This window comes from Pseudomonas sp. NFPP28 (genome assembly GCF_900115535.1).
Taxonomy (GTDB): Bacteria; Pseudomonadota; Gammaproteobacteria; order Pseudomonadales; family Pseudomonadaceae; genus Aquipseudomonas; species Aquipseudomonas extremorientalis.
Map to the genome: position 1 here is coordinate 305,459 of NZ_FOWT01000003.1, position 24,970 is coordinate 330,428.

Below are 24,970 nucleotides of genomic sequence, written 5' to 3' on the forward strand. Positions count from 1 at the left end.
AGCCAGCGGTTATTGGCTCGACAGTACCACACCAAACCTGTAACCCCTCCCCCTTCAAAGTCAGCCGCTATAGCGGAAAGGACAGGTATCGTCATGCCTAAACATCAGCCAGAACTGGCCCGCATCTACAACGTGTTCGGCCTAAGCTCGAACCACGATCTGGGTGTCCTGCTGACCAACATCGAAAACACCAAGCGCTTTGCCGATCTGCTGCATGCAGTAGAGCGCGAGTTCTTCATGGTCCCGGGCGAACCCTCAGACGAACCAGAAGACGAAGGCCTGCCCGGTGAAGACGAATGTCTCGTCAACAGCTGGGGCTCGACGGAGCCCGAGTACCTAAAGCAGTTCCGCGCGGCGCTAGAGACCATCGCCAGCGAAGAGGTAAAAGCGCTCCGCAGGGCTCTTGGGGGCATGTTGTTCGCGTTCGACGACGGGGTTGGGCGGGAGTGGTCGCAGGATCTTCTGGATTTCGCGCGCAAGGTTACGCCCGCTGTCGAGTTCAAGCGGGTGACGCCATGAAGCTCACAGAGAAACAGCAACTCGTCCTCCATGAGCTGCGCAAGATAGGACGGAAAAACGCCAACCTCTATCGAGATAGCCAGCCGTACCTGCATCAGAAGGATTGCGAGAAGCTGGCGCTTGGTGACCAGGCATGCGTGTTCGGCATGGGCGGCCTTACCTACCAGGTTGGGCACCGCCTCGGCGTATCAGCATCTTCCGTGCTCAGCATCTTCAAGGCCCTTCGCCGAAAGGGCCTGGTGATTCGCGAAGAGAGCTATCCGGATTATCAGCGTGCGCGCTACTGGTGGCCGGTTGGCCTGGCCGCCGAACTCAATGCCGAATTGCAGAAGGCTGAACGGGTGACGCCATGATCCCGCGAGACGGATTCATCCGGCGAAAGTTCGAGGCGGCAATGATCCGACTTGCTATCGCAATTCTCATGGGCCGGAATGTTCAGCGCTCCCTTGTCGTGTCACGCAGCGACAACAATCACATGTGGAGCATGGCCGAAAGGCTCGAAGCCATCGCAACCCGTATCAGCAAGAACTACCCCTAACCCCAATCCCCCTACATGCCTGCCGGTGAGCGGCGGGCGAGGTATTCGTATGTCCGAAGAAAAGAATGCATTCCGGGAAGCCGCCATCGAAGCGATCTCGGATATGGCACAGCACCTGCCACTTGATTGCGAGCTGCTGGTGGTGGCCTGCCGCCCAGGCAAGAAAGACTTTGACCTGGTGCTGCCTTCGCCTGAGTCGAACCTGAACAACACCCTCGACGCGCTTCGCCGTAATGGCCTGAGCATCGACGGCGACAACGCCTACAAGCGCGACCTGTGCGATGTAATTGTCGGCGCCCTGGCCATGGGGGCACAGAACACCAACCCGCCGCCGGCTGACCACTGGGGCCAGCGCTTCTGGGATATCGGCCGGGAGGAGCGCGCCAGCAGCGAGCAACTGCTGAAAGCACTGACGGCGCTTACCCAGGTGGCAGGCGAATGCGAGAAGATCGCCAGCAACTACAGCGGAACCATCGACGGAATCTTCGAGCACGGCGGCGACGATCACGAAGACCCTAGCCGCGCGATATTCCACCGCCTGTACTACGCCATGTTCGACGCGCGAGCCGCAATCAAGAAAGCCACCACCTAACCCACCTTCTGCCGCCCAGCGCGGCAAGGACACCCCATGTTCGCTACGAAACTCACCCTGATACTGCTGGGCGCTTTGCTGTACCTGGGCGGAACCTGCACCTGGTTCATCTGGATATGCCCCGACCTAGTTGGTACCGGCACCACCGAGGCGCTGCTCTACGCATTCGCCGGCACCTGCGCCTGGCTGCTGATCACCTTTGGCCTGGCAGTTCACATCATCAAACAAGCACGGCCCACGGCCGGCAAGAGGTAGGTATGGACGGAATTCACTTCCTGTCACACGAAGACGTCTGCACGCTCACAGGTGCCAGAACCAAAGCTGGCCAGATTCAGGTGCTCAAAAGGAACGGCATTCGCCACACCATCAAGCGCAGCGGATGGCCATGCGTCATCGCGTCCTCCCTAACCGGCGAGGCCATTGCTGTATCAGCAGAGAAACCAAAGTGGCAGCCACGGCTGGTGAGTTAAATGGGAAGGAAACCAACAAACCCTGACAGCGTTACCCGCCTCAGGAAGCGCAAGCAGCGCAGCGGGATCATCTATTACTACTACGACATCGGCGGCTCTCCAAGGAAGGAGATCGCCCTGGGCAGCGACTATGGGCTGGCGATTGTCGAATACGCGAAGCTGGAAAAGAGTCGCGCCTCGTCTGCCATGGTGCAGGCGGTGCTGACATTTGCCTATGTCGCAAACATATACATGGGCGAGGTAGTACCCACCAAGAGCCCGGCAACACAGAAGGATAACGCCCGGGAGCTGAAGCAACTGCTGAAGTTCTTCGATGATCCGCCGGCGCCTCTGGAGGCGATTGAGCCGCAGCACGTCGTGCAATATCTCCGACAGCGGGGCAAGACAGCCCCAGTGCGCGCCAACCGGGAGAAGGCGCTGCTCAGCGCCATATGGAACTTTGCCCGAAGCAGCGGCTATACCGCCTTGGCCAACCCGTGCGCCGGCGTCAAAGGACACAAGGAGGCCGGCCGCGACCAGTACATTGAGGACGAGATGTTCGCTCTCGTCTACCAACACGCCGAGCAACTGTTAAGGGATGCTCTGGACCTGTTCTACCTGACGGGTCAGAGGATCGCCGACACCCTGAAAATGGATGAGCGCGACATCCGCGACAACCGGCTGGCCGTCATGCAGGGCAAAACCAATGCGAAAAGGAGGATTGAGATTACTGGACAGCTGAAGGTCGTGATTGATCGAATCCTTGCGAGAAAGGACGGGCACAAGATTCGAACAAGCCGGCTCATCGTTATGGATAACGGACAGCCAATGACCAAGAGCATGTTGCGCGGGAGGTTTGACGCGGCTCGAGAAGCGGCCGGTGTTGAGAAAGGAGATTTTCAGATGCGCGATCTGCGCGCTAAGGCGGGTACTGACAAGGCGGAATCGAGTGGTGACATTCTCCAGGCGCGCGACCAACTTGGGCACACCACTGTGGTAATGACCGAGAACTACATCAGGAAAAGGATCGGCAAAAAGGTCACTCCGACCAAGTGAATTCTGCACCGCAATCATTTTTACCCCCTTGAAAACAAAGGGCTACAAGGGAGGTAACGCAAATGCATAGCGGTGCAGAATAATCGCTAACCTGTTGATTTATTGGAAATACCTTGCGGACTTAAAATCCCCCGCTCGTAAGGGCGTCCCGGTTCGATTCCGGGTTCGGCACCATCTCTTGCTCCATGGGCAGCCAGTAACGTCCATGAAGCCTTTTAAAACCCGCCCCAGGTCGGGTTTTTTCGTTTCCATCCTCAGAGCCCCCCTGGCCTGACGGTACTTTCCCTGTGCAAATCAACGCTTGCCAATCTCCAGACGGGAACGATGTGTAGCCTGCCTCGCACCCTCTACTGATCAGCAGCCGACCGGCCCAACAAAAATCCCTACGCAAAGGTAGGGATTTTTTGTGCCGGGAGGCTCATCAATTGTCGGGGTGTTCCCGCGCGACTGAATCGGCAGCATCCACGTCAGACATATCCTCTTCAAGCGGTGCCTCGTCGTCTGCCGGGAGCGGGATATTATCCTCGTCATGCCTTGGATCATGCCCGGTCTCGTTGTCTGTGCCGCGGGTCACGTCCTGTTGTGAAATATTCCCTGGGGCGTTTTCATTGATGTCCATACGGGTTCTCCATTTGTAGGCTCGGGTTATCCGCGCTTATTGTTCAGAGACGGCACGGCGTCTGGAGTGCCCGGCATTAGACGAATGGCGAAATATAAAACCAGGGTCAAACCGGTGGTTGCGGGATAACGCGCCAGAGGTGTCTATGCTGAAGCGACACGCCGCCCCTCTATCATCAACCCTATCGGAGACCCGACATGAATCCAAACGCCACAGCCCTTGTCCTGATCGAGTTCCAGAACGACTTCACCACGCCAGGGGGCGTGTTTCATGACGCCGTCAAAGACGTCATGCAGCAGTCCGACATGCTGGCCAACACCGCAACCACGGTGCAACAGGCACGCAAGTCGGGCGTAAGGATCATTCACCTGCCAATCCAGTTCGCCGATGGCTATCCCGAACTGACCACGCGTGACTATGGGATTCTCAAAGGCGTTGCCGACGGCAGCGCGTTTCGCACAGGCAGTTGGGGAGCCGAAATCACCGATGCGATTCCCCGTGAAACCAGCGACATCCTCGTGGAGGGCAAGCGCGGGCTGGATGGGTTTGCAACCACGGGACTGGACTTGGTGCTGCGCAACAACGGCATCCACAACCTGGTAGTGGCAGGGTTCCTGACCAACTGCTGTGTCGAGGGCACCGTGCGCTCAGGCTATGAAAAAGGCTACAACGTCGTGACCCTGACCGATTGCACGGCGACATTCACCGAAGAACAGCAAAAGGCTGCCGAGAACTTCACCCTGCCGATGTTTTCCCAGGCGTTACGGCATACCGAGTTCCTGGACGCATTGAGCGCCAAGTAGAAAAAAGGGGCGACTGATCAATCAGTTGCCCCTTTTGCTTGATGCCCGTTATTGCGCTCAACCGTTCAGCGTCAACCCCGGATAAGCCTGCACCGGCACCTTGTGCCGCTGCGGTTGCTGCCGTGCAAGCTGCGCCCGGACCTGCGCGACCGCATCCAACACGCGTTGCGCCCACTGCTCGTCTTCCGGGTCGACGACCACCACGCGAAAACCATGGTCGACACCTTCAAGCTGCACACCCTCGGAGTCATCGACGTGCAAGTCGATGTCGAAGGCTGGTGGGAATTTCGACGGTGTGCTCGTCAGCCCACGCTCGGTGAGAGCCTGGTTGTGTCGCACGCTGTTGACGACGCCGTCCACATGAATGCCGTACAGCAGCAACCAACGACGGATGTAGGACGGCGTACGACCCGACGAGGTGTAGACCCACACACTGCAGCCCTGGCGGCGCAGCTCGCGGGTCAGGGACCGGGTGCCGCTGCGCAGCGGCTCACCCAGCCAACGGTGCACACACGCCGGCAAGCGGCTGTGTTCGGTCGCGCTGTGGTGCAGCTGGCAGGCCAGCGTGTCATCGATATCGAATGAGATACGGACGCGTTGACGCTTGAACACCTGCTTGATTGTGTCGAGCACGGGGTACCTTCCCATCATTGATTTCCCTGATACACAGGCACAGGTGTGTCGCTCAGGAAAAACTCCATTGGATCAGGGGCCTTGTCTTCCAGGAACGCGGCATATTTTTTCTTGATCTTCGGCAATTCGTACAAAGCCATGACGCCATGCTTGGCGGAGTTACGTATGACCGAGGACGGGTTGAAATAGCCCTCGGCGTTGTCCAGCGTCAGCACAAACGGTGGCAACCCCTCGCGCATCAACAGGTAGCTGACGATCAGCGAGCCACTGCGGTGGTTGCCTTCAATGAACAACTGCGGCTTGCTGAGCACTCGCACATACACCCCGGCGGCCCGCTTCCACACCGACTCGCTGTGGTGCTTGCAGTACCAGTTGTACAAGTCCTTGATGCCACCTTCGACATTATTGAAAAAGTGCACTTCGGTGGCCGCCAGGTGCTGGGCGTATTCACGCCGGCGTCCCGGGTCTGTGCCGCACAGCACGGTGGCATTGATCTCCAGCATCAGGTTCAACTGCTGAAGGTCGAACAGATCCACACCGCGCGCAACATAGTCGTCAATCAAGGCGTAGCCTTCAAGCACATTCTGCAACACTTCGTCCGTCAGGGGGTCGCGTGGCTCGGTAAAGTCCCGGCTGAGCTGGGCAAAACGGCTCTGGACCTCACGCAGGGCGCGTTCGATGGCGAGCAAATCAAGACGACGTGTTGCAGTCATTGGCAATCCTGAAAACGGAGAATGGCGGGTCAGCTGAACTTGCCGCTGATGTAGTCCCCGGTCATTTGTTCGCGCGGGTTTTCGAAGATCTGCGTGGTCGCGCCCATTTCCACCAGGTAACCGGTACGGGTGCCCTGGGAGATGTCCACCGAGAAAAACGCAGTGGTATCGGCCACACGAATCGCCTGCTGCATGTTGTGGGTGACCAGCGCGATGGTGTAGTCCTTTTTCAACTCGACCATCAGTTCTTCGACACGGCGTGTGGCGATGGGGTCGAGTGCCGAGCACGGTTCGTCCAGCAACAGCACTTCCGGCTCGGTGGCGATGGCGCGGGCGATGCACAGGCGTTGCTGCTGGCCGCCGGACAGCGAGAGGCCGCTGACCTTGAGCTTGTCCTTGACCTCATCCCACAGCGCAGCGCCTTGCAGGGCGTGTTTGACGCGGTCGCCGAGGTCGCCTTTGTAGCGGTTCAGGCGCAGGCCAAAGGCCACATTGTCGAAAATGCTCATCGAAAACGGGTTCGGCTGCTGGAACACCATGCCGATGTAACGGCGCACGACTACCGGGTCAACGCCCTTGCCGTACACGTCCTGGCCGAGGAAGTGCACGTGGCCTTCGAAACGGAAGCCCTTCACCAGGTCGTTCATGCGGTTGAGACTACGCAGCACCGTGGATTTGCCGCATCCGGACGGGCCGATGAAGCCGGTGATCTTGTTTTTCTCGATCGGCACATGGCTGTCACGCACCGCCATGAAGTTGCCGTAGAAAATCTTGTCCAGCTTGCAGTCCATGACCACAGGCGACTGGGTGATAAACGGAGCGGCTACTTGCGCAGTTGACATGTTCAAAATTCAGATGCTCCCGTTCTTAGTACTTGGGCTTGCCGAAAATACGGCTCACGATATTCACGACCAGCACGATCATCACCAGCACCAACGAAGCCGCCCAGGCAAGTTCGAGCTGGTTGTCGAACGGCATGCCGGAGAAGTTGTAAATCAGCACGGCCAGGGACGCCGTCGGATTCATCACTGCCAGGCTGCCGTCGTGGTAGATCCAGTAGTTGCTGAACAGCGCGGTGAACAACAGCGGTGCGGTTTCGCCGGCGGCGCGGGCCACGGCGAGCATGACGCCCGTGAGGATCGCGGGCATGCCGGTGGGCAAGACGATTTTCCAGATCACCTGCGAGCGGGTGCAGCCCATGCCGTAGGCGGCGTCCTTCATGATCTTGGGCACCATCTTCATCGACTCTTCAGCCGTGAGTACCACGATCGGCAGCATCAGCACGGCCAGCGCCACGCCACCGGCCGGGGCCGAGTATGTGCCGGTAGTCATCACCACCAGAGCGTAGGCGAACACACCGGCCAGGATCGATGGCAAGCCGGTCAGCATTTTGGCGGCAAAGCGCGAGGCGTTTGCCAGCTTGCTGTCCGGCCCCAGTTCCGCCAGGAAAATCGCCGCCAGGATGCCGACCGGCACCGCGATGGCGGCGGCAATACCGACCATCACGAAGGTGCCGGCCATGGCATTGCCAAAACCGCCGCCAGTCTCGAAACCGGTAGGTGGCAATTCGGTGAACACTTCCAGGCTCAGGCGCGCACCGCCACGGGTGATCAGCATGTAGAGCACGGAAATCAGCGGCACGCTGGCCAGCAGCGCGCCGAACCACACCAGGGTGGTCAGCACCAGACTGCGCAGGGCACGGCCTTCGAACCGACGCTGCAGGCTCGGCATCGCCGTCATAGGCGTAGAAAGGTCAGTCATTATTTAGTCCCCCGCTGGGCGTAGACCATGATCATCGAACCGATGATGTTCACCAGCAGCGTGATGAACATCAGCACCAGCGCGGCGTACATCAACACTTCGATCTCGTTGGGGCCGGCTTCGGGGAAGTTCAGCGCCAACAGGGCCGCCAGGGTGTTGGCCGGCGCAAACAGCGACAGCGAAATGTTGTTGGCGTTACCGACCAGCATGGCCAGGGCCATGGTTTCACCCAGGGCACGACCCAGGCCGAGCACCAGGGAACCGAAAATACCGGTCGCAGCGGACGGCACCATCACCTTGAGAATCGCTTCCCAGTGGGTAGTGCCCATGCCGTAGGCCGCTTGCTTGGTTTTCATAGGCACTGCGGTGAGGGCGTCCTGGGAAACGGCGGCGATGGTCGGCAGGATCATGATCGCCAGCACCAATGCAGCCGGTAACAGGCCAGGCCCGCTGAGGGACGTGCCGAAAAAAGGAATCCAGCCGAGTTCGCTGTTGAGCCACGCAGTGAGCGGGCGGATGGCCGGGATAACCACATAAATGCCCCACAGGCCGTAGACCACGCTGGGGATGGCGGCAAGCAATTCGACGATGGTGCGAAACACCGCTGCCAGTTTTGCCGGCAGGAAATCCTGGGTGAGAAAAATCGCCATGCTGACACCGAAAAAACCCGCGATCAGCAACGCAATAAGGGCGCTGTAAAGCGTGCCCCAAATAGCTGGCAGAATGCCGTACTTGCCTTGGTTAACGTCCCAGACACTGCCGAACAGCACGTCGAAACCGTGCTTTTCCATGCCGGGAAGTGCCTTGCGCCCTACTTCGAAGACCAGCGCGAACACCAGCGCCAGCACCAACACCACGCCTATGCGTGCAAGCGCACGGAAGGTACGGTCAACCAGGAAATCCTTCGTAGAGGGTGGCTGGCACGCAGAATCCGGGTTGACCGGTACGACAAAGGGTTTGTTCATTGGTTGATTCCGGAACAAGGGGGGATCGCTCCCGACATGGCTGACGGCCCATGCCGGGAGTGGCGTGGCGAGCCTTACTGGATGTTGGCGGAAGCTTTGCGCACTTGATCGACAACCGATTCAGGCAGCGGGATGTAGCCCATCGAGTCGGCGATTTTCTGGCCTTCGGTCAGGCTGTACTCGACCATTTCACGCATGGCCTTGGCCTTGGCCGGGTTGCCGTTATCCTTGCGGAAGATCATCCAGGTGTAAGAGGTGATCGGGTAGGACTTGGCGCCATCCGGATCCGGCAGCCAGGCCACCAGGCTTTCCGGCATCTTCACCGCAGCCAGGGCTTCGGCACCGCTTTCGGCGTTGGGCACAACGTACTTGCCAGCCTTGTTCTGCAACTGGGCGAAGTCAACCTTGGCCAGTTTGGCGAAGCCGTATTCGATGTAACCGATGGCACCCGGGGTCTGGCGCACGGTGGCGGTCACGCCGTCGTTCTTCGGCGATTTGATGAACTTGTCACTGGCAGGCCAGTTGACGGTGTTGCCTTCGCCCAGGTCTTTCTGGAACTCAGGGTTGATCGCTGCCAAGTGCTTGGTGAATACCGCAGTGGTGCCGCTGGAGTCTGCACGCACGACCACAGTGATCGGCAGATCCGGCAGTTTCAGGCCTGGGTTGGCGGCAGCGATCTTCGGATCGTTCCACTTGGTGATCTTGCCCAGGAAGATGTTGGAGTAGACGTCGCGCGGCAACTTGAGCTCTTTAGGATTGCCCGGCAAGTTGAACGCCAGCACGATTTCACCCGCCGTCATCGGCAGCAGTTGCACGCCTTCGGCCACCTTGGCGATGTCTTCGTCTTTCATGGCCGAGTCGCTGGCGGCGAAATCGACGGTTTTATTCAGGAAGTCCTGTACACCCGCACCGCTACCCTTGGACTGGTAGTCAACGGTGACGCCCTCGCTCTTCTTGCTGAAATCCTTGAACCAGGTGAGGTAGATCGGCGCTGGGAAACTCGCACCGGAACCGGTCAGGCGGATGCTCTCGGCAGCAAACACCGAGGTGGCACTGAGAGAAACCGCAACGGCGAGTGCAGCAGACTTCATCAGACGTTTCATTCAGGAAAATCCTTGTGAATTACGGGCTGGGGAACTCTGCAACAATCTTGTTACGGTTTTATGAATGTGGAATGGCAAAACGCCTGGTTGTCCCCCTCTCCCGCCGCAATCCGGCATTTTGACGTCATTGGTTCGTAACAAATTGAGACTAAGACGTTGCCACGGTCCACGTCCTCGATCGAAGGCGCCCTGCCCGCGCCGAATGACCGCGAACAGACCCAGTGGTACTTCCGGCGCTATGTCTCACACCCGCCAGCCGGCGGAGCTGATCATGCCGCAGCTCTCCTGAATCAGCTCGCTCCCGCCATTACACGGGCGAGTTGCTCACCACCCGCAGCGCCAGGCCCTCATAGGCATCCAGCGTAATCGTAAACTCGCCCTGCGCCGTCAAGTCACCCTCGACCCGCTCATTGATGATGTCCACCACCATGCCCGCGCCAATATCCGGTAAATGCAGGATTTCGGTGATGGGCGTGGCACCGAAGTTCAACGCGGTGATTTGGATGCCTTTGCCGGCGGGCAACTCGTGGACCATCACCAGCAGCCCTGGGTTTTCCACTTCCGGCACCTGGATCTGGCGGCTGGCGGCGATGTCGTAGGCACGGCGCACCGCGAGGATTTTTTGCAGCTGCGAGGCAAACGACTCGGGGTCCTGCAATTGGCTATTGAGGCTGCCATACAGGCTTTTCGAGCGCGGCATCTGGCCTGCGGACAATTCGGCGTCCGGGTTCAAATCCACCAGGTCATAAGCACCGCGATGAATCCAGCGCGTATCGCCGTCCTGCATCAAGTGTTCGACCTCTTCGGCCGCCAGCGGCAGCGCACCCACCAGGTCCCAGCCCGACAAGGCAAACACCCCCGGCTGCATGGCGTTGTACATCACCAGCAGCAAATGGATCTGGCGAATCTGCTGGATATCCGCTTGGGTGATGGCGTCCAGGTCTCGGATGCCCAATGCCGCCGTGATGATGCTGGCGGTGGTGCAGGACACACCGTTGGTGACGAACTTGAGGTTGTACGGTGCCTGCTCGCCCGTCAATCGCTCATACATCTGCTCACGGATATGCTCGCGCAGGATATTCCCGGGAAAGGTCTGGCCCTGGTACAGGAACGTGTCATGGGCATGCAAAGTCCAGAAGTGCACCAGTTCCAGGGTCAGCTCATCGTGGTTCTGCAACGCGTGGATCAGTGAGCCGGGGTCGATGCCCTGGCGGTGCATTTCGCGCAGCATCAGGCGCAGAAACTCGGCATCGCCCATCAGCAACGCGTGCTGGTAAGCGGGACGGGTGATGAAGTCATAGGACAGGTCGGCACCGCCGTGGGACATGGACGCAATGTCATCCACGGTGAGGTTCAACTCCTGGAAACTGAAACCGCCCGCCTTGCGAATCGCCCCGCCCAGCAACTGGTTGCCGGTGATCGACAGCGGATGGCTTTCGGACCAGGCCGTACCGTCCAGCTTGCGCTCCACGCCGAGGAAACCGTTGGCGTCCAGGCGCAGGATCTTCGCGCCCATCACATCGATGGCATGCAAAGCGTCGCCGATGATCATCTGCTGCGCGGCAAAGGTCGGGTCCAGCCAGTTCAGCGATGGCTGGCCTTCCTTGAAGTAATGCAGGTACACCCAGCGACGCGGCTTGCCATCCACGCCCAGCACCACGTCCGTGGCGCTCCAGTCGGTTTCCTTGACGCCGGGCTCGAAGAAGATCACCCGCTGCAACTGGCCGACGATGTAGTGTTTGTCGCGCAAGGCGTCGACCTGCGCCGGGCTGAGGTTCTGCGCATCGCGCCCTTCGGCAACGTCGGGCAGCAACGACCAGTCTTCTTCGCGGATTTCCACCATGTGGTACAGGCCGGGATAGTCCTCGTAGGCCATCTCGGCCAGGCGGAAGTCCGCACCCTTGCCGGTATGGGACGGGATCACATCGTCGATGACCACCGCATTGTGCGCCGCCGCCATGCGCGTCAACGCCTGCAACTGCGCCTCGGTGCCCAGCTGCGGGTCGATCTCGAAACTGATGCGGTCGAAATTGCCGTCGATGGTCGGCGTGTGCTGCATGCCGTTCAGGCCGCCGGATTTTTTCAGCGGGCCGTTATGGATGCCCTGGATGCCGATTTTCGACAAAGCATGCCACAGCGCCTCATCCCCCAGCGCCTCCAGCACCGTGCCGCCTTCGCGGGTCACGATTGATGCCGGGTACGCGGTAAACCATACCGACGACAGCGCCGAAGCGTCCCGGGGCCGGGTCTGCGCGTAAGGCTGCTGCCACAACCGGCCCTGGCCCGAATAGAGCTTGGCGCGCTGGCGGGCCGCGTGCAGCATCGATTGGTCCACCAGCCAGTTCACATGGTTGTTTTCAGCCGCGGTCATAAGCCTGTTACCTGTTGTCGTGAATGAGCCCGACGCGGAGGTATCAGGTATCGATAACACCGGTCGTAGTCATATGAGGCGTATGGGCGCTATTCGTTGCATCGAATTCAAGGTTACGTCGCTCAAAACGTTCAGCTTCAGGCGGGCTGGCGTTCATTTTGACAATGCTACTAATTTCCTCCGTGTAAGGCAGGAAGGTGGAAGCAACAAGCATTCCCCAGCGCACGTCGGGGACGTTGTTCAAGATATCAATCGATTTCAGGGTAGTGGTAGACAGCAACAGCTTGAGCGTGTCATTGCGTAGTACTTTGTCCTGAAGCAAGTATCGTTGTAGTTCGTGATGGTGCTCGGGATGAAGAGTCCATAGCGTGTCGGCCAGGACTTCTGCATGACGCTCAAGGAAAGTGGTCAAAATCCCCTTTTCGGGCTTTTTACTGAACTTATCATTGAGCGGTGCGAAAATACTTCGGCGAAAGTTGCTGGATGGAGGGATAGCTCGAAAATACGTCCAGACTGCCTGAGATTTGTCACTGATCCTTTCAGCATCTAATAAAAGCGACCAGATAGCTTCGGGCGTGCTTTCAAGTGCTATCAATTGACACTTCGTGTATTCAAGCAATGAAGCAACCTGATCAGGCTTGTCTGCCCCTGCGGTAAGCAATTTTGTCAGCGACTCAGCGGATTCATCCAACACAACGCTCTGGCTGAGCAACTCCTTGATGAGTATATGCGGGGCGTGATCCAACAGCTTGTCTATACCGCCCAATTCCAGGGCCAATAGTCGGCGGTAGGTGATCAGTTCGTCATTGCCTGACGCTGTTTCAAACGTTGAACAAATCAGGCGAAGCATATTCAGTCGAGGTTCGACAAACCCCAGACTCACTAACTGCTTGAGGTCATCTGCGCGGGTTGTATCGCTGAGGTTATGAAACAGCACAGGTTGTTCATGCAACCACTTCCAGGCACCTTCGCCCTGTGCAAGAAGCGGAACCAAATCGGCAACTTCCGGCAATCCTTGAACACTGTGCAGAACGCCCCTGTCGCCTTCTTCCAGCACAGCGACCTGCTCAGGAGTCAAGCTGCTGAAGATCGCGCAGAGCAAGGCCTGCCTTGGCCCGCTCTGCACAGATATCACCAGTCGTTCTAAAAGCGTGGGATCTATCTCGTAGATAGACTGAATCAGGGCGGTTGCATGTGAGCTCGGCAAAAGTGAATCGACCATCTCGGCAAAACGGTCCATGCATTGAGGCGCCGCGTTAAGGATCGTAGCGAGTTTTCCCGCGTGGGGCCCTTCATCCGAAGCGCTGCGTTGACTGCAGAGGTACTCGACCAATCCTGAGATCAGACCGCGCCCTTCTTCCAGGGAATCATGCTCAAGTTTGCCAAGCACCCTCGCAGGATCGTTGACGACAGTCATTACCTGCGGAGACTCGCCTCGGCGTAAGGCCAGGATCAGATTCTTGTCATCTTGCGTCAGCGCGCCTTCATAAAAGAAGCTCAGGTAATCGTGGTAATCGGTATCGAAAAAACCATCACGCATCAAATCAATCACGGCTTCAAGTCCAGTCAGCTTCTGGGCTACGACATCGCCGTACGCTTGACTTGCGGCAACTTTGAACGTCATTCGCTTGGTCAGTACATGCTTAGTTCTGAGCGGTTCGATTTCCCGCTCTAGAAGCTCTGGTGCCATGTCCGCGTTGCGGTCCTGGAGGTAATCGATATCGACTTCGATACTACGTACTTGCTCAGCTCGCCACGCAGGAAACGCGGTGAATATCGAGTAGATATCCCCGCTGCGCTTGATCAGTTCGGCAAACGCTTCCGGGTACAAGTTGCGCACGACCACCATCGCAAACAGCTTGTTTGCGTCAAGAATCACGCCACGACCGCCGAGCAGGCTGGAGAAGATGTCAAACTCATTGACAATGTTCTTGATTAACCTCATCTCATCAATGTAGTCGCACACCGTCTCGATCAACCCGCGATCAAGGCGCCCTATCACGGATTTAAAGCGCTCTGCTTTCAACAAGTCCATCATCTTTTCTCCGGAGTTTTCCGAGCTGACGACGGGAATCACAGGAATGACCAGGTCGAAGAACTTGGTCTTCTCACCCACTGAGAACAACTCATCGCGGATTGCATAGATGAAATACACGGGACGTCTGATTTGCGGGGACTGCCTGATCGTGAAATTGATTTCCCGCAACCGGAAAAACACATCCTGGATACCGAACCGATCGAGATCCTCAATCACCACCACGTCGATATCGCTGCGTTCAAAACAGTAGATGATTTCGTCGACGTACTTGTGCAGTACGGACCCATGATGAGTCGCTTCCAGCTTTCCGCCTTTGAGCGTCAGCCCATCAATGCTGAAGAGCGAAAGGTACTTCAACACAGAATGAAGAATGTACAGGCTCGACGCACCCGCAAAAATCAGAGCGATCCAGTCGGGTAAGCGCATGAGTGCTGGAACAAGCCAAGCCGGGTCGATTTTCGGGAGCATGTTGACAGAGGGAAGGTATATCCGCAGAACGCTGACGATCAGCAATGCGAAGAACACCGTGTGCAGCGTGATACTGGAATTGGAGGCTTGTACGATGCGTTTCAATCGCGTTTTCGGCAGTTTTCCCGCAGGAACGGCATACAACAGTTGCTGGACGATTGTTTCTTCAATGCGCAACATCAGATCGGCTTCTGCTTTGTCCCCTACCGGACTTTCCTTCGTGAAGGTCGCTAGTGAAACCAGAACATGCTTGTACTCTGGGTGGCGATCAAAAAAGGTTCTGATGACACTACTCTTGCCTGCACCGTACCCGCCGGTAAGCGCAATATTACGAACTTGGTCATTTCGCAGCGCGTGCAGAAACACACTCTCATAGCGATCTGCCTGGCCGCCCTCAAGCAATGCAGGCGTCAGTGGTTCAAAAGCGCCTTCACTTTCGGGAATTGCCTTATCGGCTTTCCAGGATTTAAGAAAGGCATTGAAACTGCGTTTGAACCTGCAAACTAATCCTTGAGTCACTGAATCGTCCTGTTTTCCAATCAACGGTGCCGTGCGAATGCGCGCCATAATAGCTTATTGCCACCCAGCAGTCCCGCCCTGTTCCTTGAACGCAAAGCACCTATCCCAAATAGCGAGCCGTTAGATGGATTGCTCGCCCGCGGGCGCCGTCGCCTGCCGATACTGCCTCGGCGTAAACCCCGTCGAGGCCTTGAACTGCCGAGTGAACGCGCTGTGGTCGGTGTACCCGCACTGCAGCGCGACCTCAGTGATCGGCAGGTCGCTGTGCAATAACCGATGGGCGTGTTCCAGCCGTACTTTCTGGATCATTTGCCGGGGGGTGAGGTGGAACACGCGCTTGCAGTAACGCTCCAGCTGCGCCACGGAAATCCCGGCGATGCGCGTCAACTCACCGAGGGTGACGCGGCGGTTGAAGTGCGTGCGGATATGCGCGTCCACGGCGGCCAGGCGTTGGTAGGCGGGGTGACTTTCGCTGGCGGTTTGCAGGTCGACCGAGATGCCGGCCAGGCCGATGATCGCGCCCATGTGGTTGTACAGCGGCCACTTGTGGGTCAGGCACCAGCCGGGTTCACGGGTGCCATACAGGTGCAGTTCTAGCTGGTCTTCCAGCACAAAGCCCTGTTCCAGCACGCGTCGGTCCTGCTCGGTGTAACCCGGCCCCAGTTGTGCGGGGAACACTTGTGCGCTGGTCTTGCCCAGCAGCGGTTGCAGCTGCTTGAGGCCGCAGCGGTGCACCAGGGTGCGGTTGGCGAGGACATAGCGGGCCTGGGTGTCCTTGATGAAAATCGCCGCGTTGGGGATCACATCCAGCATCGGCAGGAGCTGCACAACGCCGGCCAGGAGCTGCTCGATGCTGTGGGGCCGATGCGCCTCATTCCCTTGGCACAGGGCCGCAAACGCAGTCTGCAACATGACTTTCGATCCCCGTTGAGTGCCTCGACGCACGCAGATTGCCCGATGCCCGGCGCCCTGTCGAGCCACGAAAACTGTGCCGATTTCGTCATCGATGTCGGCAAAAAACATCAATCGCGCCGCCGGCTGTGAGTTCACTGTATGGCCACTGCATGCCTATCCAATAACTCACAAAAAGGCGACGCTATGTCAGGTCAAGGCAAGTTCAAGAAACAACTTTCATTGATGGACCTCACTTTTATCGGGCTGGGGGCCATCTTCGGTTCGGGTTGGTTGTTCGCAGCCAGTCATGTGTCGGCCATTGCCGGCCCGGCGGGGATCATCTCCTGGCTCATTGGCGGGTTCGCGGTGTTGCTGCTGGGCATTGTGTATTGCGAGTTGGGCGCCGCACTCCCCCGCGCCGGTGGCGTGGTGCGCTATCCGGTCTACTCCCATGGCCCGTTGCTGGGCTACCTGATGGGCTTTATCACGCTGATTGCGTTTTCCAGCCTGGTCGCCATCGAAGTGGTCGCCTCGCGCCAATACGCGGCGGCCTGGTTTCCCGAGCTGACCAAGGTCGGTTCCAGCGACCCGACCACCCTCGGTTGGCTGGTGCAGTTCGCCCTGCTCTGTGTTTTTTTCGCGCTCAATTACCGCAGTGTGAAAACCTTCGCCATCGCCAATAACCTGGTCAGCGTGTTCAAGTTCATCGTGCCGTTGCTGGTGATCGGTGTGCTGTTCACCTTCTTCAAACCGGCGAACTTTCAGGTGCAGGGCTTCGCGCCGTTCGGCCTGTCCGGGATTGAGATGGCGGTGTCGGCCGGCGGGGTGATTTTTGCCTACCTGGGGCTCACTCCGATCATCTCGGTGGCCAGTGAAGTGAAGAACCCGCAGCGCACGATTCCGATTGCGTTGATTCTTTCGGTGTTGCTGTCGACTGCCATCTACGTGCTGCTGCAAACCGCATTCCTCGGTGGCGTACCCACGCAGATGCTTGCCAACGGCTGGGCCGGGATCAGTAAGGAACTGGCGCTGCCTTACCGGGATATCGCCCTGGCACTGGGCGTGGGCTGGCTGGCCTACCTGGTGGTGGCGGATGCGGTGATCTCCCCCAGCGGCTGCGGCAACATCTACATGAACGCCACGCCGCGGGTGGTGTATGGCTGGGCGCAGACCGGCACGTTCTTCAAGATTTTCACGCGCATCGATGAGAAGTCCGGCATTCCGCGTCCGGCGCTGTGGCTGACGTTTGGCTTGTCGGTGTTCTGGACCCTGCCATTCCCGTCCTGGGAAGCGTTGATCAATGTGGTGTCCGCCGCGTTGATCCTCAGCTACGCAGTGGCCCCGGTGACCGTCGCCGCACTGCGCCGTAACGCACCGCAGATGACGCGGCCGTTCCGGGTCAAGGGCATGGCCGTGCTCGGTCCGCTGTCGTTCATCATCGCTGCGCTGATCGTGTACTGGTCCGGCTGGGGCACGGTGTCCTGGCTGCTCGGCCTGCAAATCCTGATGTTCGTGGTGTACCTGCTGTGCGCGCGCTGGGTACCGACCGCGCACCTCAACCTCAAGCAACAGGTGCGCTCGTCTGCCTGGCTGATCGGCTTCTACGCAGTGACCATCCTGCTGTCCAAACTCGGCAGTTTTGGTGGCATCGGTGCGATCGGCCATCCGCTCGACACCATTGTGGTCGCGGCTTGCGCACTCGGCATTTACTACTGGGGCGCCGCCACTGGCGTGCCAGCTCACTTGGTTCGGCTGGAACACGAAGCCGATGAAAGCGAAGCGGTTGACGAGCCTCGCGCCCCGCTGACGCCCGCGACCTACTGATTCAGGAGCGTTTTATGAAGCGACTGCATGTGATCGACTCCCACACCGGCGGCGAACCGACGCGGCTGGTCATGAGCGGTTTTCCGGCGCTGGAGGGCGTCACGATTGCCGATCAGCTGCACCACCTGCGCACCGAGCACGACCAATGGCGCCGCGCCTGCATCCTGGAGCCACGTGGCAATGATGTGCTGGTCGGCGCACTGTACTGCGCGCCGGTCACGCCGGGCGCCATCTGCGGGGTGATCTTCTTCAACAACGCTGGCTACCTGGGCATGTGTGGCCACGGCACCATTGGCCTGGTCGCGTCCCTGCATCACTTGGGTCGCATCGCGCCAGGCGTGCACACAATCGATACCCCCGTCGGGCCGGTCGCGGCGACCTTGCATGAAGACGGCGCGGTGACCTTGCGCAATGTTCCTGCCTACCGCTATCGCGAGCAGATTGCAGTGCTCGTGCCCGGTCACGGCATAGTCCATGGCGATATCGCCTGGGGCGGCAACTGGTTTTTCCTGGTGTCGGAGCATGGCCAGCGCCTGCAGATGGACAACGTCGACGCCCTCACCGACTACACCTGGGCAATGCTCAAGGCCCTTGAAGACCAGGGCATCCACGGCGCCGACGGTGCACTGATCGACCACGTCGAACTGTTCGCCGACGACGACCACGCCGACAGCCGCAATTTCGTGATGTGCCCCGGCAAAGCCTACGACCGCTCGCCCTGCGGCACCGGCACCAGCGCCAAGCTGGCCTGCCTGGCCGCCGATGAAAAACTCGCGCCCGGCGAAACCTGGGTGCAAGCCAGCATTACCGGCAGCCAATTCGAAGGTCGCTACGAATGGGACGGCGAACGCGTGCGCCCCTTCATCACCGGCCGTGCCCACATGACCGCCGACAGCACCTTGCTGATCGACCCGCAAGACCCTTTTGCCTGGGGCATCTGAGCCCTCCCCCGACTGGAAACTGGAGTGATAAAAATGAGCGACAACATCTTCACCGGCTGCATCCCTGCCCTGATGACCCCGTGCACCGCCGAACGCAAGCCGGACTTCGACGCCCTGGTCGCCAAGGGCCGCGAGCTGATCGATATCGGCATGAGCGCCGTGGTGTACTGCGGCTCCATGGGTGACTGGCCATTGCTCACCGAAGCCGAACGCCAGGAAGGCGTGGCACGGCTGGTGGCGGCCGGTGTGCCGACCATCGTCGGCACCGGCGCGGTGAACAGCCGTGAAGCCGTGGCCCATGCGGCCCACGCCGCCAAGGTCGGTGCCCATGGCTTGATGGTGATTCCGCGTGTGCTGTCCCGGGGTGCCTCCGCCACTGCACAAAAGGCGCACTTCTCGGCGATCCTCAAGGCCGCGCCCAACCTGCCCGCGGTGATCTACAACAGCCCCTACTACGGCTTCGCGACCCGCGCCGAGCTGTTCTTCGAACTGCGCCGCGAGCACCCGAACCTGATCGGTTTCAAGGAATTCGGCGGCGGTGCCGACCTGCGCTACGCCGCCGAACACATCACCTCCCAGGACGACAACGTGACCCTCATGGTGGGTGTCGACACCCAGGTGGTGCACGGTTTCGTCAACTGCAATGCCACCGGCGCCATCACCGGCATCGGCAACGCGTTGCCTCGGGAGGTGCTGCAACTGGTGGCCCTGAGTAAAAAAGCTGCCAAGGGCGATGCCAAGGCCCGTCGCCAGGCGCGTGAGCTGGAGGCCGCGCTGGCGGTGCTGTCGTCCTTCGACGAGGGCTGCGACCTGGTGCTGTATTACAAGCACTTGATGGTGCTGAACGGTGACCAAGGCTACGCCCTGCACTTCAACGAAACCGACGCCCTCAGCGATGCCCAGCGTCGTTACGCAGAGCACCAGTACGCCCTGTTCCGCCAGTGGTACGCCAACTGGTCGGCGGAACAGAACGTCGCCTGACCCTTCGCGCGCCGCTGCGACGCTCGCAGCGGCCAACCTTCTTTTATCCAGGAAATCCCCATGACTCTGACGGGCAAGATGCTGATCGGTCAGCACGCCACTGCCGGCAATCGCGAAGCAATCCAGGCGATCAACCCCGCCACCGATACCACCTTGGAACCGGCCTACCTCGGCGGCAACGGCGAGCATGTCGCGCAGGCCTGCGCCTTGGCGTGGGCGGCATTGGATGTCTATCGCGAAACCTCTTTGGAAGTGCGCGCCAAATTCCTTGAGACCATCGCCGCGCACATCGAGGCCCTGGGCGATGAGTTGATCGACCGCGCCGTCGCCGAAACCGGCCTGCCTCGCCCCCGCATCCAGGGCGAACGAGGGCGCACCTGCGGGCAACTGTGCACCTTCGCCCGCACCGTGCGTGCCGGGGAATGGCTGGATGTGCGGATCGATCACGCACAACCGCAACGCCAACCCCTGCCTCGCCCAGACCTGCGCCAACGCCATATAGCGGTGGGCCCGGTCGCGGTGTTTGGCGCCAGCAACTTTCCACTGGCGTTTTCCGTGGCCGGTGGGGACACCGCCTCTGCGCTGGCTGCCGGTTGCCCGGTCGTCGTCAAAGCCCACGGCGCGCACCCGGGCACCAGTGAACTGGTGGGGCGTGCGGTGGCGCAGGCGGTCAAGGCGTGCGGTCTGCCGGAAGGTGTGTTTTCACTGTTGTACGGTTCGGGCCGTGAGGTGGGCATTGCGTTGGTGACCGATCCGCGCATCAAGGCCGTCGGATTTACCGGCTCGCGCAGCGGTGGCCTTGCGTTGATCCAGGCAGCGCAGGCACGGCCGGAGCCTATTCCGGTCTACGCGGAGATGAGTTCGATCAACCCGGTGTACCTGTTTCCGGCAGCGTTGGCAGCCAGGGCTGAAGCACTGGCCCAGGGTTTTGTGGCGTCGTTGACCCAGGGCGCGGGGCAGTTCTGCACCAATCCAGGGTTAGTGATTGCAGTACAAGGGCCTGCCCTGGATCGCTTCATCAGTACCGCCAGTGGGTTACTGCCGAACTGTGCGGCTCAAACAATGCTGACACCCGGCATCGCCAGTGCCTACATGTCAGGCATAGACACACTGACGGGACACGCCGAGGTCGTCGCACAGGGTTCGGCGACTGAAGGTCCCAACCAGGGCCAGGCCCACCTGTTCGTGACCCAGGCAACTGCGTTCTTGAGCAACGAACACCTGCAAGCCGAAGTCTTCGGTGCGGCTTCATTGGTTGTGGTGTGCGCGAATAACGAAGAAGTGCGCCGGGTATCCGAACACCTGGAAGGCCAACTCACCGCCACGCTGCACATGGATGACGACGATGTGCCAAGCGCGAGGGCCCTGCTGCCGGTGCTGGAGCGCAAGGCTGGCCGCCTGCTGGTCAATGGCTGGCCGACTGGCGTTGAGGTGTGTGACGCCATAGTCCACGGCGGCGCCTTCCCCGCCACCTCGGATTCGCGCAGCACTTCGGTGGGCACGGCGGCCATCCAGCGGTTCTTGCGCCCCGTGTGCTATCAGGACTTCCCCGACGCGTTGTTGCCGGATGCGCTCCAACAGGGCAATCCGTTGCGGCTGCGGCGTTTGCTTGATGGCCAGAGAGAGGCATAGGCCATGTCCGATCCCGATATCGTCGTAGTCGGCGCCGGCATTATCGGCGTCGCCTGCGCCCTGCAACTGTCGCGTCAGGGCCGGCACGTGGTGGTGGTCGATCAACAGGAACCCGGCATGGGCGCGTCCTATGGCAACGCCGGGCACCTGGCGACCGAACAGGTGTTCCCGATTGCCGACGTGTCGATCCTCAAGCGCTTGCCCGGCATGCTGCTGGACCCCATGGGCCCGCTGCGCCTGGATTGGAAATACCTGCCGCGCGCCGTGCCCTGGTTTGTGCGGCTGCTGTTGAACCTGCGTCCGGCGCGCTATCAGCGTACCGTCGCGGGTATTCGTGCGCTTAACGAAGGCAGCCTGGGCGCCTGGCAGCGCCTGCTGACCAGCATCGGACGCGCGCACCTGCTGCGTGAAGACGGGTCATTGTTGGTGTACGAACGAGCGGACTCACGCGACGCGCTCCGGGCCTTGCAGCAGCGCATGCAAGCGCAGCAGGTGCCCGTGACGTTCTGGACCGCCGATGCCATACGCCAGGCTGCGCCGCAGTTAAGCGAGCACATCCAGGGCGGGTTGTTTTTTCCGGGCACCGGGCACTTCCTCGACCCGTTCCAGGTGGTGTGCGAACTGGTCGAGGCCGCCAAGGCCAGTGGCGTGCAGTTCCTCAAGCGCCAGGTACTGGATGGGCGGCTTGACCAACACGGCGTCTCCCTCACCACCGCTCAGGGCCCCCTGAGCGCACGCCAGGTGCTGATTGCCTGCGGCGCCCACTCAGCCAGATTGACCGCTGCCCTGACCGGCAAAAAAGTCCCGCTGGACACGGAACGCGGCTATCACCTGATGCTGCCCCACGAGCCGCATCGCCTGCCGTTTGCCGTCACTTCCCTGGAACGAAAATTCATCATGACCCCCATGACCGACGGCCTGCGCCTGGCCGGTACAGTGGAGTTCGCCGGCCTTGACCGCCCGGCGAATATGCAGCGTGCCTGGCAGTTGCATCGGTTGAGCAAGGGGTTGTTTCACGATGACCTCAGCGCAGAGGGTGCGACACCGTGGATGGGGTTTCGGCCGTCGCTGCCGGACTCGTTGCCGGTGATTGACCGGGTGTGTGACGGGAAGGTGCTGCTTGCGTTCGGGCACCAGCATCTGGGGTTGACGCAGGCGGCGGTGACGGCGGAGATGATTGGGGAGTTGGCGAGCAAGGGTCAAACTCCGTTATTCACGCCTTATCGTCTGGACCGATTCTGACCAAAGCGTTTTTTGCGGTGAGTTGCCTGTTGTGGCGAGCGGGCTTGCCCCGCGTTGGGCTGCGCAGCGGCCCCAATAGAAAACACCGCGGCCTGTCAGACAGCACGCGGTGTTCGTTTTTAGGGCTGCTGCGCAGCCCAACGCGGGGCAAGCCCGCTCGCCACAGCTAGTCCGCTGGTCACACAAGCGGGGGGCTTAATCATGGGGTTTGAGCAGCCGTGCTGTAGAGTGCATCAGCCATTTCCTCAATTTCATCACGCATACAAAGCTTGTCCAGCCAACCCGTCGGGATGCCTTGCACGCCGTAATATGCACCCGCCAACTGACCAACGATGGCGGCAGTAGTGTCAGCGTCGTCACCCAGGTTCGCGGCAGCCAACACAGCGTCGGCGAAGCTGTCAGTATGTTTTACGCACCACAGCGCCGCCTCCAATGACGCCACGGCGTAACCGGAACCCGTTATCTGCGCACGGGTCTTGTTGCAATACTCCCCCTGGGCAATCGCGACGACTTTGGGCGCAGAAAGACCCGCGCAAGAGATATTCAACAGGTGCACCTTTGTTGCTCCACTCAACGCGATACCGATGGCTCTCGCCAACACCACGCAACACTCGATTGCCTCTTGGGCTCCGTGAGTCGTACGGGAGCTTTCTCGGGAAAAGTCATCAACGCTTTTCAGGTTTGGAAAGTAAAACAGCACCAGCGGCGCGAGGCGCATCATCGAACCGTTGCCTGCGGAAAAAGGCTCTGTTGAACCTGCAAACGGATCACCTTGCGACTCAAACGCCGTGAGCGCCGTGCGCACGGTCATGCCTATATCAAAGCAATCACCGGTAGAGCTCAGGTAGCCCCACTTCCACCAGTTCAGGTATCGCCCCATCTGGTCAGCGGCATCAAAACCACCTTTACGCAACAAGCTTTCTGCAAGGCACAACGCCATCGAGGTGTCGTCTGTCCATTGGCCCGCTTTCAGGTTGAACGGTCCTCCTCCAACCATGTCAGTGACCGGTGTGAATGTGCCGCGAGGCATGAATTCAACAGTGGTACCCACTGCGTCGCCACAGGCCAAGCCCAGCAGGCTGCCGCGGTAACGATCCAAAAGCGTGAGAGACATTTGTCATCCTTGAAAGAGAGTGAGTCAGCACTTTACTTGACCAACCGCTTCTCCTTCGAGGGGCGATATCCGAAGTACGAGCTATAGCACTTGCTGAAATGGCTCGGCGACACGAACCCACATGCCACCAGCACCTCCACCTGCGACAACTCGGTGTGCTGCAACAGCCGCCGCGCCTCGGTCACGCGCAGTTCCATGTAGTACCGCTGCGGGGTGGTGCCCAGTTGTTCCTTGAACAAGCGCTCCAACTGGCGCCGCGAGCGGCCGGCGTAGACCGCCAGTTGGTCCAGCTCCAAAGGTTCTTCGAGGTTGGCGTCCATCAGTTTCACCACTTCACGCAACGGCGCACTGACGCTGACGTTTTCGGTGGGTTTGATGCGGCGGTAGCGGGACTCTTCGAAGGCCAGGATGTCTTCGATGCCTTCAACGAGTGCCTTGTCATGCAGGCCCTTGATCCAGTCCAGCGCCATATGGAAGGCACCGGACGGGCTGGAAGCGGTGAGGCGGTCGCGGTCGATCACGTAGGGTTCGCTGGTGACGTGGGTCGCCTTGGAGACTTCCGCCAGCGCCGGACGGTGTTCGGGGTGGATGGCGCAGCGATAGCCTTGCAGCAGGCCGGCACGGCCGAGGAACCAGGCGCCGTTCCACAGCCCCGCAAGGCTGATGCCCTGTTCGGCGGCGGTGTGCAACAGCTGGATGAAGGCTTCGCCGGCCTTGAGTTCGGTACGGAAACCGCCACAGATCACCAGCAGGTCCAAGTCGTGCAATGCTCCGGCATCCAGGCGCGCATCGGGGCGTATCACCAGGCCCAGGTCGCTGATGACTTCGCCATCGTCACAGCCGAAGGTGCGTGAGGCGAACAGGTCGGGGCGCAGCAGGTTGGCGGTGACAAAGGTGTCGAGGGTCTGGGTGAACGCCGGCAGGGAGAAATGTTCAAGCAACAGGAAGCCGACGCAGGTGACCGACGCCGGCTGTTGGGTTTCGTTGAGGTAGCGCAGGTTCTTGCCTTTCATGCCACCGCTGAATTGACGTCTTTGCATCGAGGGTTGGCCCACTCTTATTGTTGAGGTCTTTGAAAAACCGGCCATTAAGGGCGAACACTGTAGCTGTGGCGAGCGGGCTTGTCCCGCGTTGGGTTGCGAAGCGAGCCTGGATTGAGGAATGCGCTGAGTCAGGCACTCTCTGGCCGCTGGTT

24 protein-coding genes and 1 pseudogene are annotated in these 24,970 nt (G+C 59.8%); 13 read left to right on the forward strand and 12 right to left on the reverse strand.

The window, feature by feature from the left end:
• The first annotated feature begins 93 nt into the window (after positions 1 to 93).
• The 6 genes from BM110_RS10120 to xerC all read left to right on the forward strand — a co-directional run bounded on the left by BM110_RS10120 (position 94) and on the right by xerC (position 3,154).
• On the forward strand, positions 94 to 519 hold the full coding sequence (locus BM110_RS10120; protein WP_093513287.1) for a hypothetical protein: 426 nt from the start codon (positions 94 to 96) through the stop codon (positions 517 to 519).
• On the forward strand, positions 516 to 872 hold the full coding sequence (locus BM110_RS10125; RefSeq protein ID WP_093513288.1) for a hypothetical protein: 357 nt from the start codon (positions 516 to 518) through the stop codon (positions 870 to 872). The genes BM110_RS10120 and BM110_RS10125 overlap by 4 nt, the downstream gene beginning before the upstream one ends.
• A 234-nt stretch (positions 873 to 1,106) precedes the next feature.
• Entirely contained in the window at positions 1,107 to 1,649 is a 543-nt protein-coding gene (locus BM110_RS10135; RefSeq protein ID WP_256575384.1) for a hypothetical protein, read from the forward strand.
• A 36-nt stretch (positions 1,650 to 1,685) separates the two neighbouring features.
• Positions 1,686 to 1,904 carry a hypothetical protein gene (locus BM110_RS10140; RefSeq protein ID WP_093513290.1) on the forward strand — a complete coding sequence of 73 codons (219 nt, stop codon included), beginning with the start codon at positions 1,686 to 1,688 and terminating at the stop codon, positions 1,902 to 1,904.
• Between the two features lie 2 nt (positions 1,905 to 1,906).
• Positions 1,907 to 2,119: a DUF4224 domain-containing protein gene (locus BM110_RS10145; RefSeq protein ID WP_093513291.1), complete on the forward strand. Its 213-nt coding sequence runs from the start codon at positions 1,907 to 1,909 to the stop codon at positions 2,117 to 2,119.
• The gene (gene xerC, locus BM110_RS10150; protein WP_093513292.1) at positions 2,120 to 3,154 is read left to right on the forward strand and encodes a site-specific integrase; all 1,035 of its coding nucleotides are present in this window, start codon (positions 2,120 to 2,122) and stop codon (positions 3,152 to 3,154) included.
• A gap of 421 nt (positions 3,155 to 3,575) precedes the next feature.
• On the opposite strand, the gene BM110_RS10155 is transcribed toward xerC, so the two are convergent.
• Positions 3,576 to 3,773, reverse strand: a complete 198-nt coding sequence (locus BM110_RS10155; protein ID WP_093513293.1) for a hypothetical protein — start codon at positions 3,771 to 3,773, stop codon at positions 3,576 to 3,578.
• Between the two features lie 197 nt (positions 3,774 to 3,970).
• On the opposite strand from BM110_RS10155, the gene BM110_RS10160 reads away from it, so the two are divergent.
• Complete coding sequence (locus BM110_RS10160; RefSeq protein ID WP_093121050.1) at positions 3,971 to 4,576, forward strand: cysteine hydrolase family protein; 606 nt, start codon at positions 3,971 to 3,973, stop codon at positions 4,574 to 4,576.
• Between the two features lie 57 nt (positions 4,577 to 4,633).
• Here BM110_RS10160 and BM110_RS10165 read toward each other — a convergent pair whose 3' ends face one another.
• The 6 genes from BM110_RS10165 to pstS all read right to left on the reverse strand — a co-directional run bounded on the left by BM110_RS10165 (position 4,634) and on the right by pstS (position 9,751).
• A complete protein-coding gene (locus tag BM110_RS10165; protein WP_092243784.1) occupies positions 4,634 to 5,224 on the reverse strand; it encodes a hypothetical protein in 591 nt (196 codons plus the stop codon).
• The gene (locus tag BM110_RS10170; RefSeq protein WP_093513294.1) at positions 5,224 to 5,922 is read right to left on the reverse strand and encodes a hypothetical protein; all 699 of its coding nucleotides are present in this window, start codon (positions 5,920 to 5,922) and stop codon (positions 5,224 to 5,226) included. Before BM110_RS10170 ends, BM110_RS10165 begins: the two co-directional genes overlap by 1 nt.
• A gap of 29 nt (positions 5,923 to 5,951) precedes the next feature.
• A complete protein-coding gene (gene pstB, locus BM110_RS10175; RefSeq protein ID WP_217649954.1) occupies positions 5,952 to 6,713 on the reverse strand; it encodes a phosphate ABC transporter ATP-binding protein PstB in 762 nt (253 codons plus the stop codon).
• Positions 6,714 to 6,789: 76 nt separating this feature from the next.
• Complete coding sequence (gene pstA / locus BM110_RS10180) at positions 6,790 to 7,683, reverse strand: phosphate ABC transporter permease PstA (protein ID WP_058427836.1); 894 nt, start codon at positions 7,681 to 7,683, stop codon at positions 6,790 to 6,792.
• On the reverse strand, positions 7,683 to 8,648 hold the full coding sequence (gene pstC, locus BM110_RS10185) for a phosphate ABC transporter permease subunit PstC (RefSeq protein ID WP_092243790.1): 966 nt from the start codon (positions 8,646 to 8,648) through the stop codon (positions 7,683 to 7,685). Before pstC ends, pstA begins: the two co-directional genes overlap by 1 nt.
• Positions 8,649 to 8,722: 74 nt before the next feature.
• The gene (gene pstS / locus BM110_RS10190) at positions 8,723 to 9,751 is read right to left on the reverse strand and encodes a phosphate ABC transporter substrate-binding protein PstS (protein WP_093121051.1); all 1,029 of its coding nucleotides are present in this window, start codon (positions 9,749 to 9,751) and stop codon (positions 8,723 to 8,725) included.
• A 141-nt stretch (positions 9,752 to 9,892) separates the two neighbouring features.
• On the opposite strand from pstS, the pseudogene BM110_RS30010 reads away from it, so the two are divergent.
• A pseudogene (locus BM110_RS30010) lies at positions 9,893 to 10,015 on the forward strand (hypothetical protein); the annotation flags it as partial.
• A gap of 43 nt (positions 10,016 to 10,058) precedes the next feature.
• Here BM110_RS30010 and treS read toward each other — a convergent pair.
• From treS to BM110_RS10210, 3 genes are all read right to left on the reverse strand, one after another.
• Positions 10,059 to 12,122: a maltose alpha-D-glucosyltransferase gene (treS, locus tag BM110_RS10200; RefSeq protein WP_093513296.1), complete on the reverse strand. Its 2,064-nt coding sequence runs from the start codon at positions 12,120 to 12,122 to the stop codon at positions 10,059 to 10,061.
• A 43-nt stretch (positions 12,123 to 12,165) separates the two neighbouring features.
• Entirely contained in the window at positions 12,166 to 15,195 is a 3,030-nt protein-coding gene (locus BM110_RS10205) for a YobI family P-loop NTPase (RefSeq protein ID WP_093513297.1), read from the reverse strand.
• A gap of 72 nt (positions 15,196 to 15,267) precedes the next feature.
• Positions 15,268 to 16,059: an AraC family transcriptional regulator gene (locus BM110_RS10210; RefSeq protein WP_093513298.1), complete on the reverse strand. Its 792-nt coding sequence runs from the start codon at positions 16,057 to 16,059 to the stop codon at positions 15,268 to 15,270.
• Between the two features lie 186 nt (positions 16,060 to 16,245).
• On the opposite strand from BM110_RS10210, the gene BM110_RS10215 reads away from it, so the two are divergent.
• Genes BM110_RS10215 through BM110_RS10235 form a run of 5 tightly spaced genes read left to right on the forward strand, consistent with a single transcriptional unit; the run spans position 16,246 to position 22,661 of the window.
• Positions 16,246 to 17,865, forward strand: coding sequence for an APC family permease (locus tag BM110_RS10215; protein WP_071488202.1), 1,620 nt, complete (start codon positions 16,246 to 16,248; stop codon positions 17,863 to 17,865).
• 14 nt (positions 17,866 to 17,879) lie between these two features.
• Positions 17,880 to 18,806 (forward strand): 4-hydroxyproline epimerase, encoded by a 927-nt coding sequence (locus BM110_RS10220; RefSeq protein WP_093513299.1) that lies wholly within the window; start codon positions 17,880 to 17,882, stop codon positions 18,804 to 18,806.
• A gap of 33 nt (positions 18,807 to 18,839) precedes the next feature.
• Positions 18,840 to 19,787, forward strand: coding sequence for a dihydrodipicolinate synthase family protein (locus tag BM110_RS10225; protein ID WP_093121057.1), 948 nt, complete (start codon positions 18,840 to 18,842; stop codon positions 19,785 to 19,787).
• Positions 19,788 to 19,847: 60 nt separating this feature from the next.
• Positions 19,848 to 21,419, forward strand: coding sequence for an aldehyde dehydrogenase (NADP(+)) (locus BM110_RS10230; protein ID WP_093513300.1), 1,572 nt, complete (start codon positions 19,848 to 19,850; stop codon positions 21,417 to 21,419).
• 3 nt (positions 21,420 to 21,422) lie between these two features.
• On the forward strand, positions 21,423 to 22,661 hold the full coding sequence (locus BM110_RS10235; protein ID WP_093513301.1) for an NAD(P)/FAD-dependent oxidoreductase: 1,239 nt from the start codon (positions 21,423 to 21,425) through the stop codon (positions 22,659 to 22,661).
• Positions 22,662 to 22,860: 199 nt separating this feature from the next.
• On the opposite strand, the gene BM110_RS10240 is transcribed toward BM110_RS10235, so the two are convergent.
• Positions 22,861 to 23,775 (reverse strand): ADP-ribosylglycohydrolase family protein, encoded by a 915-nt coding sequence (locus tag BM110_RS10240; RefSeq protein ID WP_093513302.1) that lies wholly within the window; start codon positions 23,773 to 23,775, stop codon positions 22,861 to 22,863.
• Between the two features lie 32 nt (positions 23,776 to 23,807).
• Positions 23,808 to 24,815 (reverse strand): GlxA family transcriptional regulator, encoded by a 1,008-nt coding sequence (locus BM110_RS10245; RefSeq protein ID WP_093513303.1) that lies wholly within the window; start codon positions 24,813 to 24,815, stop codon positions 23,808 to 23,810.
• Positions 24,816 to 24,970 lie beyond the last annotated feature (155 nt).